At 69.3% G+C, this 14433-nt stretch carries 17 protein-coding genes; 10 read left to right on the forward strand and 7 right to left on the reverse strand.

The window, feature by feature from the left end:
- Positions 1-60: 60 nt before the first annotated feature.
- Positions 61-1500: a CYTH and CHAD domain-containing protein gene (locus tag ACZK5N_RS12890; protein ID WP_463625098.1), complete on the forward strand. Its 1440-nt coding sequence runs from the start codon at positions 61-63 to the stop codon at positions 1498-1500.
- Between the two features lie 44 nt (positions 1501-1544).
- On the opposite strand, the gene ACZK5N_RS12895 is transcribed toward ACZK5N_RS12890, so the two are convergent.
- Entirely contained in the window at positions 1545-2444 is a 900-nt protein-coding gene (locus ACZK5N_RS12895; protein ID WP_463625099.1) for a TIGR01777 family oxidoreductase, read from the reverse strand.
- Positions 2445-2597: 153 nt separating this feature from the next.
- On the opposite strand from ACZK5N_RS12895, the gene ACZK5N_RS12900 reads away from it, so the two are divergent.
- Positions 2598-3302, forward strand: a complete 705-nt coding sequence (locus ACZK5N_RS12900) for a sigma-70 family RNA polymerase sigma factor (RefSeq protein WP_463625100.1) — start codon at positions 2598-2600, stop codon at positions 3300-3302.
- A gap of 4 nt (positions 3303-3306) precedes the next feature.
- On the opposite strand, the gene ACZK5N_RS12905 is transcribed toward ACZK5N_RS12900, so the two are convergent.
- A complete protein-coding gene (locus tag ACZK5N_RS12905) occupies positions 3307-3825 on the reverse strand; it encodes a DUF6328 family protein (protein ID WP_463625101.1) in 519 nt (172 codons plus the stop codon).
- A 121-nt stretch (positions 3826-3946) separates the two neighbouring features.
- Here ACZK5N_RS12905 and ACZK5N_RS12910 point away from each other — a divergent pair, with 121 nt between their 5' ends.
- Together ACZK5N_RS12910 and ACZK5N_RS12915 are read left to right on the forward strand one after the other, a co-directional pair.
- Positions 3947-4396, forward strand: a complete 450-nt coding sequence (locus ACZK5N_RS12910) for a CsbD family protein (RefSeq protein ID WP_463625102.1) — start codon at positions 3947-3949, stop codon at positions 4394-4396.
- 27 nt (positions 4397-4423) lie between these two features.
- A complete protein-coding gene (locus tag ACZK5N_RS12915) occupies positions 4424-4567 on the forward strand; it encodes a GPGG-motif small membrane protein (RefSeq protein WP_182799952.1) in 144 nt (47 codons plus the stop codon).
- Positions 4568-4717: 150 nt separating this feature from the next.
- On the opposite strand, the gene ACZK5N_RS12920 is transcribed toward ACZK5N_RS12915, so the two are convergent.
- The 3 genes from ACZK5N_RS12920 to sqr are packed head-to-tail and all read right to left on the reverse strand — an operon-like array spanning position 4718 to position 7174.
- Positions 4718-5344 (reverse strand): DsrE/DsrF/DrsH-like family protein, encoded by a 627-nt coding sequence (locus ACZK5N_RS12920; RefSeq protein WP_459019758.1) that lies wholly within the window; start codon positions 5342-5344, stop codon positions 4718-4720.
- Positions 5345-5358: 14 nt separating this feature from the next.
- The gene (locus ACZK5N_RS12925) at positions 5359-5676 is read right to left on the reverse strand and encodes a TusE/DsrC/DsvC family sulfur relay protein (protein ID WP_459019759.1); all 318 of its coding nucleotides are present in this window, start codon (positions 5674-5676) and stop codon (positions 5359-5361) included.
- 10 nt (positions 5677-5686) lie between these two features.
- Entirely contained in the window at positions 5687-7174 is a 1488-nt protein-coding gene (sqr, locus tag ACZK5N_RS12930; RefSeq protein WP_459019760.1) for a type III sulfide quinone reductase, selenoprotein subtype, read from the reverse strand.
- 122 nt (positions 7175-7296) lie between these two features.
- On the opposite strand from sqr, the gene ACZK5N_RS12935 reads away from it, so the two are divergent.
- From ACZK5N_RS12935 to ACZK5N_RS12945, 3 genes are all read left to right on the forward strand, one after another.
- On the forward strand, positions 7297-8655 hold the full coding sequence (locus ACZK5N_RS12935) for an L-serine ammonia-lyase (RefSeq protein ID WP_463625103.1): 1359 nt from the start codon (positions 7297-7299) through the stop codon (positions 8653-8655).
- Between the two features lie 44 nt (positions 8656-8699).
- Positions 8700-9395 (forward strand): alpha/beta fold hydrolase, encoded by a 696-nt coding sequence (locus ACZK5N_RS12940; protein WP_459019762.1) that lies wholly within the window; start codon positions 8700-8702, stop codon positions 9393-9395.
- Positions 9396-9486: 91 nt separating this feature from the next.
- Positions 9487-10767, forward strand: a complete 1281-nt coding sequence (locus ACZK5N_RS12945) for an O-acetylhomoserine aminocarboxypropyltransferase/cysteine synthase family protein (protein WP_459019763.1) — start codon at positions 9487-9489, stop codon at positions 10765-10767.
- Here the strand turns inward: ACZK5N_RS12945 and ACZK5N_RS12950 are convergent.
- Positions 10764-10946: a hypothetical protein gene (locus ACZK5N_RS12950; protein WP_459019764.1), complete on the reverse strand. Its 183-nt coding sequence runs from the start codon at positions 10944-10946 to the stop codon at positions 10764-10766. The genes ACZK5N_RS12945 and ACZK5N_RS12950 overlap by 4 nt on opposite strands.
- Before the next feature lie 87 nt (positions 10947-11033).
- Between ACZK5N_RS12950 and ACZK5N_RS12955 the strand changes: the two genes are divergently transcribed.
- The 3 genes from ACZK5N_RS12955 to metW are packed head-to-tail and all read left to right on the forward strand — an operon-like array spanning position 11034 to position 13521.
- Positions 11034-11750: a VIT1/CCC1 transporter family protein gene (locus ACZK5N_RS12955; RefSeq protein ID WP_459019765.1), complete on the forward strand. Its 717-nt coding sequence runs from the start codon at positions 11034-11036 to the stop codon at positions 11748-11750.
- A gap of 29 nt (positions 11751-11779) precedes the next feature.
- Positions 11780-12922 (forward strand): homoserine O-acetyltransferase MetX, encoded by a 1143-nt coding sequence (gene metX / locus ACZK5N_RS12960; protein ID WP_459019766.1) that lies wholly within the window; start codon positions 11780-11782, stop codon positions 12920-12922.
- Positions 12919-13521, forward strand: a complete 603-nt coding sequence (gene metW, locus ACZK5N_RS12965) for a methionine biosynthesis protein MetW (protein WP_459019767.1) — start codon at positions 12919-12921, stop codon at positions 13519-13521. Before metX ends, metW begins: the two co-directional genes overlap by 4 nt.
- On the opposite strand, the gene ACZK5N_RS12970 is transcribed toward metW, so the two are convergent.
- Positions 13511-14401 (reverse strand): 5'-3' exonuclease, encoded by an 891-nt coding sequence (locus ACZK5N_RS12970; protein WP_459019768.1) that lies wholly within the window; start codon positions 14399-14401, stop codon positions 13511-13513. The genes metW and ACZK5N_RS12970 overlap by 11 nt on opposite strands.
- Between the last annotated feature and the right edge of the window lie 32 nt (positions 14402-14433).

Here is a 14433-nt window from a genome sequence, read left to right on the forward strand (position 1 = left end):
CCACTGGCTGACGGCAGGCGGGCTCGCTGAGGCGCCGACTCCACTAATCTGGGACACACCATGTGGCCCCGGCGCGAGGATGCGGACACGGCGCTCGAGCGGGAGCGCACTTTCCTCCTGCCCGAGGGAGCCGCACCGCCGCCGCTGGACGCGCTGGGGCCGTCGTCGCCGACCAGGACCCTGCGGCTGCGCGCGGAGCACTTCGACACTCCGGCTCGAGATCTTGCCCACTCAGGCATCACCCTGATGCGTCGCACCGGCGGCGAGGATGACGGCTGGCACCTCACGACGCCCGGCGCTGACGGTGCTCGGCTGGAGCATCACCTGCCGATAGGCTCCCCACGCCGCGTGCCGTCGTCACTGCGTGCCACCGTTGCCGACGTGGTGGGCGATCATCCCCTCCTCCCCGTGCTCCGCCTGCGGACCCGGCGCCGCGTGACCTCACTGTTCGGCGCGGGCGGGCGGGTCCGGCTGGGATTGGTGGTCGAGGAGGTCAGTGCCAGATTGCTGGGGGAGCCGACCAGCCGCGCGCGGCAGTGGCGCGAGGTCGAGATCGAACTGGCCTCCGGCGAGCCGGCGAGCACCCTCGACGATGCCGAGGGGCTGATGCTGGCCGCCGGATTGCTCCCCGCCGCCCACGGGTCGATGGCCCAGCGCGCCTTCGACCCGGATTCCCGCGGAGGCCAGAGCAGGAAGACCGCCTTCGACGCCCTCCTGGCGGCGCTCTGCCGCGAATACGGCGCATTTCAGGCCCTTGAGAGCGCCATCGCCTCGGATGAGCCGGATGCGGTCCATCAGGGCCGCGCGGCCCTGCGGAGGATCCGCAGCCTCCTGACCGTCTTCGCTCCCACAATCGAGTCGCGACAGATGCCCGCGCTCATGAGCGAGCTGAAGTGGGCTGGAGCCCTGCTCGGCGTCCCACGGGACCTCGAGGTACTTCGTGCCCTCGTTGACGACCTTGTTGCGGGGACGGGCATCGCCGAGGAGTCCGTCGGCCCACTCCGCACAGCCCTCGAGCATCGTCACGATGACGCCCGGGCGGACCTTCTCGCGGCAATGTCCACGCCACGCTGGGACGCCCTGCACGAGCGGTTGGTGGCTCTCCTGCTCACCGCGGGGGCCGGTCGGGTCGGTCGGCGGCCTGCGGCGACAGAACTGCGTCGACTCGCGCTCCGCGCCGAAGCCCGTGTGGAGCGACGCCGCCGCCGCGCTTCCCTCGACCCGTCGGATCCGACGCTGTGGCACTCCGTCCGCAAGGCGGCGAAGGCGGCACGGTACGCGCACGACCTGCTGGCCGACCTGCCCCACGCCCGCCCCGCGGACCGTGAGGCAGCGGAGTTCTGGAAGACCGTGACCGCCGCGTTCGGGCGCGTTCAGGACCTCGTCCTCGCCGCGCAGACGCTGAGTCAGGTGTCGGCGGAGATCCCGCCCGCCCTGACTGCGCTCGTCGCGGAACGCACCGAGGAGCGGCGTGCGGCCGCCGTGGCCACCCTGGGGTAGGTGATCCTGCCGTCGGGCAGGGAGCATTGGCGCTCCATCACCGATCAGGTGGGTGCGAGCGCCGCCGCCACGGCCTCGTCGACGGTGCGGTGCCGGAAGGAGAAGCCGGACGCCTCCAGCACGCGTGGCCGGACGTCGGCGTCGGAGGTCAGGAGCGAATCGGCTGCGTCGCGCCCCAGGAGGAGTCTCAAGGCGAATTCGGGGGCGGGCAGCCAGAAGGGCCGTCTGAGCGTCCGGGCCACGGCGCGGCCCAGATCCGACGCCGTGGCAGGGGTGGGGCCCGTGAGGTTCACGGGTCCGTCGATGTCGGAGTCGATGACGTGCCGGATGGCGCGGACCTCGTCGTCGAGGGAGATCCACGGCCAGACCTGCGTCCCGCGCCCGATCGGGCCACCCAGCCCGAACTTCGTGAGCAGGATCAGGGGTTTGAGTACCGCATCGGGGTGCACGAGCGGGGCAGTCCGCACCGCCGCGACCCTCGCGCCCCCGGCACCCTGCCTCGCCTCCGCCTCCCACGCGACGCAGAGCCGGGCCAGGAACGTGTCGCCGGCCGGCGACGACTCGTCGAGCACCCGGCCCGGCGCAGAGCCGTAGTAGCCGACGGCGGAGGCCGAGACCAGAGCCGGAGCGTCCGGCCCCAGGGCCCGCACCGCTGTGGCCGCCACCCTCGTCGGCACCAGACGCGACTGCCACAGGGTCTGGCGGTAGCTGGGGGTCCACGGCAGACGCCCGATGCTCGCCCCGTTGAGCACCACGACCGCGCGTGCTCCCTCGAGCACCCGCGGATCGAGCGCGTCCGAGGTCAACCACTGCGCCTCGTCCGGTGTGCGGGGAGGGTGCCGCACCAGCGTGGTGACGGGGATCCCGTCGGCCCTCAGGTCCTGGACCAGCGTCCTGCCGATGAGCCCCGAGGCCCCGGCCACGACCACTCTCTGGCCGGTCATGCGCGCGTCCCATGTCGATTCCTCATGCCACCGACCATGCCACTTTTTACGATCATATGGTTGTCAAACGGCTCGGCCCGTGGCAGTGTGGAGGCAAGACAGAGCGGTTCAACCCACGTGCCGACTCCGACTCACTGCAAAGGCGAGTTGATCATGGCACGTGTCAGCAACCCCGTCCCCGCACCCTTCACCGATCGCGACGAGCGCGCTTTGGACCTGCTTCAGCGGCTCAGTTCGGCACGCAGCCCGCGCGTCCGGCAACGCCTCTTCGACGAGGTGGTGGTCCTGCACCTGGACCTCTGCGAGTCCCTGGCCAGGCGCTACGCCAACCGGGGCATCGACCTGGACGATCTTGTCCAGGTCGCGCGCGTCGGCCTGGTCTGCGCGGTTCAACGATTCCGCCCGGAGGCGGGGAAGTTCGTCCCCTTCGCCGTGGCCACCATCACGGGCGAGATCAAGCGTCACTTCCGCTCCGGGTGGATGATCCGGCCCCCTCGTCGGCTCCAGGAGCTCAAGCCGGATGACGACGGGCCCCGCTCGGCCGAGCGTGAAGGCCTGGCCCTCGCCTTCCGGCCCCTGTCGCTGGACGCGGCGTCGCCCACGGGCGAGGCCCCCGCGGCCCTCCAACTGCCGGCGGAGGATCCTGACCTTGAGCTCCTGCCGGATCTGGTCACGCTGCATTCGGCCATGCGGCGCCTCGGTCCCCTGGAGCGGCGCGTCCTGCACCTGCGGTTCGTCGAGGATCTCGCCCAGGCCGACATCGGGCGCAGGCTCGGAGTGAGCCAGATGCAGGTCTCCCGCATCCTGAGCCGCGTGTTGGCCGACCTTCGTCAGGAGATGGGGTCTGAGGCGGCGTGACGAGTCACCGCCGGTTCTCCGAGTCGCCGTAGCGCCGCCCTTCGGGGCGCCTGCGCCTGATCAGCATCGGCAGGCCCCACCACAGCACGAGGCACACGGAGGACGCGACGGTTGCCGCCACGACGCCTGGGACCGGTCCCGCGACGAATCCGAAGACGAGTGCGGCCACCAGGACCGTCGTGACTGCCAGGAGCGTGAGCCCGATCCTGGTGAGCACGTCCGCCGTGTCCACAAGCACGTCCTTCTGATGGCTGCGAAAGAGCGCGCGGTGCATCGCCACGGGTGCCAGCACGCAGAACGTGGACAGGGTGGCGGTGACAACAGCCGTGAGGAACACCAGCGTCAGCCCCGGCCCCAGGTCTGCGAAGCGTGATTGGAACGGCAGGATCAGCAGGAAACCACCGAGGAGCTGGATGCCTGTCTGGGTGACCCTGAGCTCCTGAAGGAGCTCGCTCCACTGGCGGTCCAGCCGCTCCCCGGGTGCTTCGTCTCGATCGTTGTCCTCCGGGACGTCCCTGACCATCAAATCCCTCTTCCATCGGCACCTACCCAGGTCCTGTTTGAAAGCCTCGCAACTGGGTACGTGGAGGATAAGACACCACTCGCACCGGCGGGTGGAGCCGTTTCGAAACCGAGGAGGAATCATGGGAATCGAAGAGAGCATGCGCAGGGCCGGAGACGAAGTGGGCGGACGCGCCAAGGAGGCGTGGGGAGATCTCACGGACAACGAGCGCCTCGAGGCTGAGGGCAGGGCCCAGCACACGGGCGCTGACCGTCACGTCACCGAGAACCGCTTCGGCGACGACCGCGTCGAGGGCGACCGGCTCGACGACACTCGTGTGGACCATCTGAACGACGATGTGGCCTACGATCCGCGCGCCACCACGGGCGACGACGGCACCCTCCGCGACGCCCTGCGGGATGACATGGGTCAGGATCAGGTCCGAGACGTTCACAACGACGTCCCTGGTACCCCTGGTGACGACGGCACGCTGCGGGACTCGCTGCGCGACGACATGGGCCAGGGGCTCCACTCCAACGACGACCCGATCACGGGCGACCTCCGCGACGACCCGCGTCGCGACCAGATCTGACACCTCACCCCAGAGAAGGAGAACACCATGGGTACCATCTTGTGGATCATCGCAGCAGTGCTGGTCATCGCCGGCATCCTCGCCATCGTCAGGAGCCAGCTGGTGTGGGGAATCGTCCTCATCATCCTGGGTCTTCTCGTGGGCCCTGGCGGAGTGAGCCTCTTCACCTGAGTCCGTGAACGGCCTGTGCGCTTGACTGATCGGCATCACGCGGTCAGAAAACGGGCTCCATGACCGACGACAGATCGGCGCCTTCCCTCGGCCTGCGGGAAGGCGCCGATCTGTGTGACGACAGGGCCCACTCCTGTCCACGCGCTCGGCTCAGACGAAGATCACCTGAGCGCCCTCGGCCAACTCGATGAAGTCGGAGGCGCTGATGACGTCCTCGACGCCCTCGTAGAGGTCCGCCCGGGTCAGCCGGTTCATGTCGAAGCTGAGCTTGCAGCCCCATAGGTGCCCGCCGGAGGCGACGATGATGTCGAGCATCTCGCGCACGCCCGGGATCTCCAGGTCGTCGAGCTGCTTCCTCATCATCTTCGTGGCCATCTTCGTCATGCCCGGGATGGCGCCCATGCCTGCCCAGAGGGGCATCGAGGGGGCCATCGGCAGGTGCATCGCGGTGTTGCCGAGCATGGTGAACTTCAGGTCGTCCATCGTCCGCTCGGTCACCAGGTCGAAGCCCCAGAAGGTGAAGAAGATGTGTGTCTCGATACCCTCACCGAGAGCTGCGTTGGCCATGATGAGTGCCGGATAGGCCATGTCGAGGTTGCCCTTGGAGGCAACGAAGCAGATCTTGCGGGGCGCGGCCTCGCCAGAGGGCGGGGCTACGAAGTCCGCCGGCTTGGCCGCGGTGGGCCGCGCGGGGGAGCTGCTGGACGTCGGGGTGGCGGCCGGGCGGGCGCTGCCACCGAAGTCGGGGATGATCGGGGTGTCAGTGGTATCTGTCATGGTCAGTGTCCTTCTTAGACGCAGCCCTTGGGCTTGGGCAGCCCGGCGATGTAGGCCATCTTCTTGGCGGGTTTGCCGGGGAACAGGGTGAACAGCTGCTTCATGTCGAAGCCGCCGACGCTGGAGACGCGACGGAGGGTGGCGGTCTCCTTGCGGGCCGGGTAGTCGGCGCGCAGGAATCGAAGCACCTTCCAGTGTTCCTCGGTCAGGTCCCCGACGCCGGCGTAGCCGGCCAGGGTGGGGGCGATTTCCTCGTCCCATTGGTTGTACTCGGTGAGGAAGCCCTCGTCGTTGACGTCGACGGCTCGGCCAGCGATGCGGGTGGTGGGCACTGCGTTCTCCTTAGAATTTGGGGACGATCGGATCGGGAAGCACCGACGCTGGGTCGGTTGTTGAGTCAACGCCCTTGGCGGGGACATATTCCGGCACGGGCGCGGAGTCCCGGGCGGGTGCAGCGGCCCGCGGAGGTTTCACCGCGGGGCGGGCGCCCTTGGCCGGCCGGGCTGAGGGTTTCGGTGCCTTGCGCGGAGTTCGAGCGGTGGGCGCGGCGTGGGTTCGCTTGCCGAGCAGCCCCAGGACGAGGTCCTTGTTGGAGGTGCCGGACGCGTCGCCCTCCACCCGCTTGCCCAGGAGATGCATGTCCGTGGTGAAGGGAAGCGGCCGCCCGCGGAGCAGGAACTCCCAGTAGATGAAGCGGAAGGCCAGTTTGGCGAGATGGTTGCTGCGGGACTCGCCGAGCAGCTTCATCGGGCCCACGGTTGGCAGCGGGAAGTTGCCGGTGTAGGGCTGGGTGCCGTAGTTGAAGTCCAGCAGCATGCCCTTACCGTGGCCGGTCTCGATGAAGCAGTTGGCGTGACCGTCGAAGTGGTGCGGCAGTTCCTCGCCGGCGAGGTAGTGGGGCCAGTTCTCCATGAACACATCGACAGAGAAGTGCGCCACCGAGCCGGCCTTGGACGTCTGCAGGGTGCCGCCGTCGCCCAGGACGAAGATGTCAGGGTGCTCGAGGGACCGCATGGTCTTCTGGTCACACGGGACCAGGTTCATGTCGTCACCCAGCCCGGAGCGGGCCACGTATTCAGCGCCGAAGTTGAGCGGGATGGACACCAGCAGGTCGTAGGGGACCCGGCGGTCGTCGTAGGACACCAGTTCCTTGGCCTCGGTGTCCACGCGTTCGACGGCGAAGTCCGCCTCCAGCTTGATGTCGCGGTCCTTGAACATGGTGCCGAGTTCCCGCGAGGCGATGGGCTTGGTGAAGGCTCCGTCGAGGGGGGTGACGTAGACGATCTCCACCTTCTGGCGGGCGTTGCGCTCCCGGAAGTACGCGTCGGCCAGGAAGGTGAACTCCAGCGGCGCCACCGGGCACTTGATCGGCATGTCCGTCAGATGGACGACCAGCCGTCCGCCGCGGAACTCCTTGATGGCCTCGGTGAGAGCCAGTGAGCGCGGCAGGTCGTAGAAGTGGTGGACGTCCTCGGCATCCGCGCCGGGCGTCAGGTCCGGGCGCGGCTCCACCCCCGTCGCGATGACCAGGGTGTCGTACTCCAGTTCCCGGCCGTCGGCGAGGTGCACGCGCTTGGCGGGGGCGTCGACCCTGTCGATCTCCGCCAGCACCAACTCCACACCGTCGGGGATGAAGTGGTGACGCGAGCGCACGATCTTGCTCTCGTCGTAGATGCCGAACGGCAGGAACAGGTAGCCGGGCTGGTAATGGTGGTCGTCGTCGCGGTCGACGACGGTGATCTCGAGCTCCGCCGGCGGGTACGCCGACCGCAGCTTGTTGGCGACCATCGTGCCGGCGGTGCCGCCGCCCAAGATGACAAGTCTCCTCATTGAGGCTCCTCCGAAGAAGTGGTGTTACCCATAGCCTATACGGGTCGGGGTATACGTCGGGCAGAGACCCCCGATAACTACGACGGAGCGTCGTAGTTCAGGCGGGGACTAGTCTGGGCTGCATGGGTGGCTGCTACGTGTCAGCGTTGGACATGTTCTCGATCGGCATCGGTCCGTCGTCGTCGCACACCGTCGGTCCCATGCGGGCGGGCGCGGATTTCGCTGCGCGCCTCGCATCCCGGCCAGGCCCCGTGGCCCGCCTGGAGATCGTGCTCTTCGGGTCTCTGGGGGCCACCGGCATCGGCCACGGCACCCCGGACGCCTTGGTGGCGGGTCTGCAGGGGATGCGGCCCGAGACGTGCGAACCGGAGGCCGTGAGGGGGGCGTGGGCGCGGCACCCCGACGGTGAGCCGATCGACCTCCCCGGCACCGGCCGGGTGGCGTTCACCCGTGACGACGTCCGCTTCGCGCCACTCACGCGCAAGCCGGCCCATCCCAATGCTGTCACCCTGCGTGCCCTCGGCGACGCCGGAACACAGGTACTGGAGGAGACCTACTACTCAGTGGGCGGAGGATTCATCCGCCGGGAAGGCGACGACGACGACCGCACGGGGCCCGGCCAGGGGGGAGTGGCGTTCGAGACCTCGGCGGAACTCATGCGGGTGTGCGCGGAGCATGGGCGGAGCGTCGCCGACGTGGCGCGCGCCTGCGAGCAGTCGATCAGGTCCGACACCGCCACCGACGCAGGACTCGACGCCATCTGGGACGCCATGATGGGCAGCATCGACGCGGGCCTCGGCGCCCGAGGAACCCTGCCGGGACCGCTGCGGGTGCCGCGCCGTGCCGCCGGCGTCATGGAGCAGCTTCAGGCCGAGGAGCAGGGCAGGCAGCGTGGGGCCGAATGGCTGCAGGTCTACGCGTTGGCCGTCAACGAGGCCAACGCCTCCGGCGAGCGCGTGGTCACCGCCCCCACCAACGGAGCCGCCGGCATCATCCCCGCCGTCGTCCACTACTTCCTCGACTCCCATCCGGCGGCCGGGGCTGCTCAGGTCCGCGACTTCCTGCTCACCGCCACGGCCATCGGCAGCCTGATCAAGGCCAACGCGTCCATCTCGGGCGCGGAGGGAGGGTGCCAGGCCGAGGTGGGTTCGGCCTGCGCCATGGCCGCCGCCGGCCTGTGCGCCGTCCTGGGCGGCACACCGGCGCAGGTGGAGAACGCGGCCGAGATCGCGATGGAGCATCATCTCGGCCTCACCTGCGACCCCATCGGCGGTCTGGTCCAGGTGCCCTGCATCGAGCGCAACGCCATCGCAGCCAGCACCGCGGTCACCGCGGCGAGGCTAGCGCTGCACGGGGACGGACGTCACATCGTCTCCCTGGACGCCGTCATCGCCACCATGCGGCAGACCGGCCTGGACATGCACAGCAAGTACAAGGAGACCAGCACCGGCGGCCTCGCGGTCAACGTCGTCGAGTGCTAGCGCGGCGCGGGGGACCCCGGTAGCGTGTCAGCAGGAGGTCACCGATGGACATCATCCTCATCCCCGGACTCTGGCTCGACGGCTCGTCGTGGGACAAGGTCGTCCCGTTCCTGGAGAGGCCGGGGCACCGTGTCGTGGCGCTCACCCCGCCCGGCCATGACGGCCGTGACCCGGAGTCGGTGACCTACGGGGACCTGGTGGCGGCCGTCGTCACCGAGATCGACAACTCGTCGGGGCATGTGGTGCTGGTGGGCCACTCGGCGGGTTGTGCCGCGGCGTGGGCCGCGACCGACCGTCGTCCGGACAAGGTGGCCAGCGTGGTGCTGGTGGGCGGTTTCCCCATCCCGCACGGTTCCCCCATCCTGGACGGGTTCGAGCCCGTCGACGGCGTGGTCCCGTTCCCGGGATGGGCGGCGTTCGACGGCCCCGACACGGCAGACCTCGACGACGCGGCCAAGGCCGAACTGGAGAGTCACATGACTCCCGCACCCGGGGAGTTCGCGGTGGGGATCCAGGAACTGGGCGACGAACGGCGCTACGACGTGCCGGTCGTCAACGTCTGCACCGAGTACAGCGCCGACGAGTTGCGGGGCTGGCAGGAGAAGGGTTTCGAGCCCGTCAGCGAACTGAGGCGGCTCCACCATGCCGGGTACGTGGATCTCGAGTCTGGCCACTGGCCGCAGGCCAGCCGGCCCCAGGACCTCGCCGAGGTGATCCTGCGGGCCGCGACGGTGCGGTGAGTCCGCTGACGGCGAAACGGACACCCCTTCCCGCGTCGGCGCCGGTGCCGCTAGCTTGGGGGCGACCACACCCGGCCCCGAGGAGTCACCGATGACCTACCGCCCCGAAACGCTCGCCGTCCACGCAGGCCAGGAGACGGCGGACCCCGCCACCAACGCGCGGGCGGTGCCGATCTACCAGACCACCAGCTTCGTGTTCGACGACGCGCAGCATGCCGCGGACCTCTTCGCTCTGGCGCGGCCCGGGAACATCTACACCCGCCTCATGAACCCGACGCAGAGCGTCCTCGAGACCCGCGTCAACGCGCTCGAAGGGGGTGTCGGCGCGCTGGCCACCGCCTCCGGGGCAGCCGCCGTCACCTACTCGGTCCTCAACCTCACCTACAGCGGAGACAACATCGTCGCGCTGTCCACCCTCTACGGCGGCACCTACGCCCTTTTCGCCCACACCCTCAAGCAGTTCGGCATCGAGGCCCGGTTCGTGGACCCCGCCAAACCCGAGAAGCTGGCGCAGCACGTGGACGCGCGCACGAAGCTGGTGTTCGGCGAGACGGTGGGCAACCCCGCCCTCAACGTCGTGGACCTCGACGCCTGGTCCGCGGCGGCACACGCGCTGGGCCTGCCGTTCATCGTGGACAACACGGTCCCCACGCCGCACCTCACCAAGGTCTTCGACCACGGCGTGGACATCGCCGTGCACTCGGCCACCAAGTACCTGGGCGGGCACGGCACCTCGCTCGGCGGGGTACTGGTGGACTCGGGCCGGTTCGACTGGTCGGCCCACGCGGAGCGCTTCCCCGGGCTCACCCGGCCCGATGACGCGTACCACGGCGTGGTGTGGACCGAGGCGGCCGGCCCGGCCGCCTACGTGATCCGCGCCCGCACCGTGCTGCTTCGCAACACCGGCGCCGCGATCGCTCCGATGAACTCGTTCCTGCTCCTGCAGGGCATCGAGACACTGCACCTGCGGATGGAGCGGCACAGCGAGAACGCCATGAAGGTGGCCCAGTTCCTCAGCGACCACCCGAAGGTGGCATGGGTCAACTACCCGGGGTTGGAGTCCAGCCCCACGCACGAGATCGCCACCCGCATCCTCAGGGGCGGTTTCGGCGGCCTGGTGTCCTTCGGGGTGGAGGGCGGCCGGGATGCGGGGACTACCGTCGTGGAGTCGTTGGAGCTGTTCAGCCACCTGGCCAACATCGGCGACGCGAAGTCCCTGGCCATCCACAACGCCTCCACCACGCACTCGCAGCTCTCCGACGAGGAGCTCCGCTCGGCGGGTGTTCCGGCGGAGATGGTGCGCCTCTCGGTGGGCATCGAGCACATCGACGACATCCTGGCCGACCTCGCCCAGGCACTGGAGAAGATCTAGAGCTGGCGGGGATCCGCCTCCTGGTGGCTGATGTCGGCCTCGATGTCCTCCTCGGCGATCGAATGGTCCGAGGCGTGCAGATGCTCACCCTCGTCCGGGCCTTCGGTGGGGCGCTGAGTCAGCTCGGTGTCGTCGATGACGGCCTCATCGGTGGGGCCGGGGGTGGAATGTTCGCTCATGAGTCCTCCAGACGCGGGTGGATCGATGCTCGTCAGGGTAGCCTTTCCTGTCTGGACGGCGGGCCGAAACGGGTGTCGAATGGGCCTATGAGCGCCACTGTCACCACCGCAGACCGCGTCGAGTCAGCAGAGCTCTCGGGCCGCCTCAACTGGCTGAGAGCCGGCGTGCTCGGCGCCAACGACGGCATCGTGTCCATCTCCGCCACCGTGGTGGGCGTCGCCGCGGCCACACCGACCGTCACGCCGGTCCTGCTCGCCGGGGTCGCGGCGGTGGTCGCCGGTGCCATCTCGATGGCGCTGGGCGAGTATGTGTCCGTGTCCAGCGCCGCGGACTCGCAGCGCTCCCTGATCGCCTCGCTGCGCACCCTCCTCACCTCGAACCGGCGCGCGGCCGACGAGGAGTTGACCACCGCCTACCAGAGGCAGGGCCTGACCAGGGAGACGGCGGAGCGGGTGGTCGCCGAGATCGGGGAGAGCCACGCGGTCAAGGCCCACCTGTCCCAGCGCTTCCATCTAGCCGAGGACGAGATCGTCAACCCCTGGCATGCGGCCCTCGCCTCTGCCGTCGCATTCCTCGCCGGGGCCGTGCTGCCGCTGCTCACCATTCTGCTGACGCCCATCCCGCTGCGGATCCCGGTCACCGTCGTCGCCGTCCTCATCGCCCTGGCCACGACCGGCGGCCTCGGGGCCCGGCTGGGCGGCGCCCCCGCGGGCAGGGCCGTGCTGCGCGTGGTGTCAGGTGGGCTCCTCGCCCTGGGCACCACCTACGCCATCGGTCTGATGCTGGGCGTCTCCGGGATCTGAACTCCCCGGCCTGCTGCAAGAATGGGGGGGTGAACCGCCCTCCCCACAGCAGCGTCGGCCTCGTGGAGACGAGACAGGTGACGGTGTTCGACGACGCCCGCCCCTTCACGTTGCGCAGTGGAGCCACCCTGCCCCGGGTCGACGTGGCCTACGAGACCTACGGCGTGCTCAACGCGGACCGCAGCAACGCCATCTACATCTGCCACGCCCTCACCGGGGACGCACACGCCGCCGGTGTCCACGCGGGCGATACGCGCCCCGGCTGGTGGGACACCATGATCGGCCCCGGGAAACCGGTCGACACGGATGTCTGGTTCGTGGTGTGCTCCAACATCCTCGGCGGCTGCCAGGGGACCACGGGTCCGTCGTCGACGAACCCGGCCACGGGTGAGGCGTACGGCCTGGACTTCCCGCTGCTGGACATGGCGGACTTCGTCGAGGTTCACCGCGGGCTGGCCCGCCATCTGGGGATCGAGCGGTTCGCTGCCGTCGTCGGGGGCTCGTTGGGGGGTATGCAGGTGCTCCAGTGGGCGATGACCCATCCCACCGAGATGGGCAGGGCGCTGATCTTCGCGGCGTCGTCGCGTCTCACGGCACAGAACATCGCGTTCTCCGCCGTCGGGCGCCAGGCGATCATGCGCGACTCGCACTTCATGGACGGCCGCTTCCTCACCGCCGGCACGTCGCCGCGGAAGGGGCTGTCGGTGGCCAGGATGATGGCCCACATCACCTACCTGTCCGAGGGCGGTTTCGAGGAGAAGTTCGGCCGTACGGCGCAGCGGGGTGAGCTGGCGAAGAACTTCGGCGTGGACTTCGCCGTCGAGAGCTACCTCGAGCATCAGGGCGAACGATTCCTCTCGCGCTTCGACGCGCTGAGCTATCTCTACCTGACCCGGGTGATGGACTACTTCGACCCCTTCGCCGACGATCACGCCCTCGCCGCACTCATCGACGACCCCGTCCGGTTCCTGATCGTGAGTTTCGACACGGACTGGAGGTTCTCGACCGAGCACTCCAGGCGGATCGTCCGGCACCTGGAGGGTGCGCGCCTGCCCACGTCGTTCCGCGAGATCAGGTCCCCGTGGGGGCACGACTCCTTCCTGCTCGACGTGCCGGACTACTTCGACACCGTGCGGGCCTATCTGGAGCGCGCAGCGGAGGACCTGACATGAGCGACACCCTCCGCCCCGACCTGTGGCTCATCGCCAAGCTCATCCCCGAGGGGTCGCGCGTCCTGGATCTGGGCTGCGGCGACGGCGAACTCCTGCGTCTCCTCACCCTGAAAGGCTGCTCCGGGACCGGGGTGGACATGGATCCGGCCAATCTCGTCACCGCGCTGCGCAGCGGGGTAGACGTGATCGAGCTCGACCTCGACACGCAGCTGGGGGAGTTCGGCGACGATTCCTACGACTTCGTCGTGCTGTCCCGCACCCTGCAGACGGTGCGCCGGCCGCGCCAGGTCCTGCAGGAGATCGGCCGGATCGCCGTTCACTCGGTGGTCTCGATGCCCAACTTCGCCCACTGGCGCAACCGGGTGCGGCTGCTGTCCGGGCGGATGCCCATGTCCAGAGACCTGCCCTTCGAGTGGTACGACACGCCCAACCTGCACCACTCGTCGCTGCCGGACCTGGAGCCGCTGTTCGCGAGCCTCGGGATGGCGATCGACTCCCGGATCGCCCTCGACGCGGTCGGGCGCGCGCATCCGATGGGAAACGTCGCGGCGAACCTCCTGGCCAGCTCGTCGCTGTATCTACTGCACGCTAGGAGATGAGCGCACGCAGGCGAGCCGCGGAGCCGCCGAGCCCGAGGTCCTCCGTCAGTGCGTCCAGCCGCGCCCCGTCGATCGGTGACCGGTCCAGGCTGGGCAGCGCAAGGGTGTCCACGCAGGTGACCACCTCGCGGGCCCTGGCCAGGTAGTCGACGTCGGCCAGCAGCTTCGTGCGCACCGACGGCGACATCCCGGACGCTGGGTCGACCGCCGCCGCCACCATCGCCTCGAGCGACGGGTAGGCCGTCACGAGGGTCGCGGCGCTCTTCTCCCCGATGCCCTTCACCCCGGGCAGGCCGTCCGAGGGGTCCCCCCGCAACACCGCGAAGTCCACGTACCGCTCCGGGGTCAGGGCATACCTGGAGGCCAGCCATTCCGGGGTCACCAGCTCGTGCTTCGCCACGCCACGGGCCACGTAGACGACGCTGGTGTGGTCGTCGACCAGCTGGAACAGGTCCCTGTCACCGGTCACCACCAGGCTGGTCCCGTCGTGCTGGCGGGCGAGGGAAGCCAGCACGTCGTCGGCCTCGTGGTGCGCCGCGCCGACGACGGGGATGCCCAGCGCCTCGAGGCACGCACGGATCAGGGGTACCTGAACCGTGAGGTCGTCGTCGACCAGTTCCTGGTCGCCGCCGGCCGCCTCGATGACGCGGTGCGCCTTGTAGCTGGGGATCAGGTCCACCCGCCAGGCCGGTCGCCAGTCGTCGTCCCACGCGCACACCAACGCGTCCGGACCGTACTGGGCCGCGAGCCGCGCGATGAAATCCAGGGTGCCTCGCACCGCGTTGACGGGGCGGCCATCGGGCGCGCGGAACGTCGACGGCACGCCGAAGAAGGCACGGAAGTAGAGGTAGGAGGTGTCGAAGGCCATCAGCGAGCTCACCCGGCCATCCTGACACAGGGCTTCGGGAGCGG

This window comes from Tessaracoccus pujii, assembly GCF_055326215.1.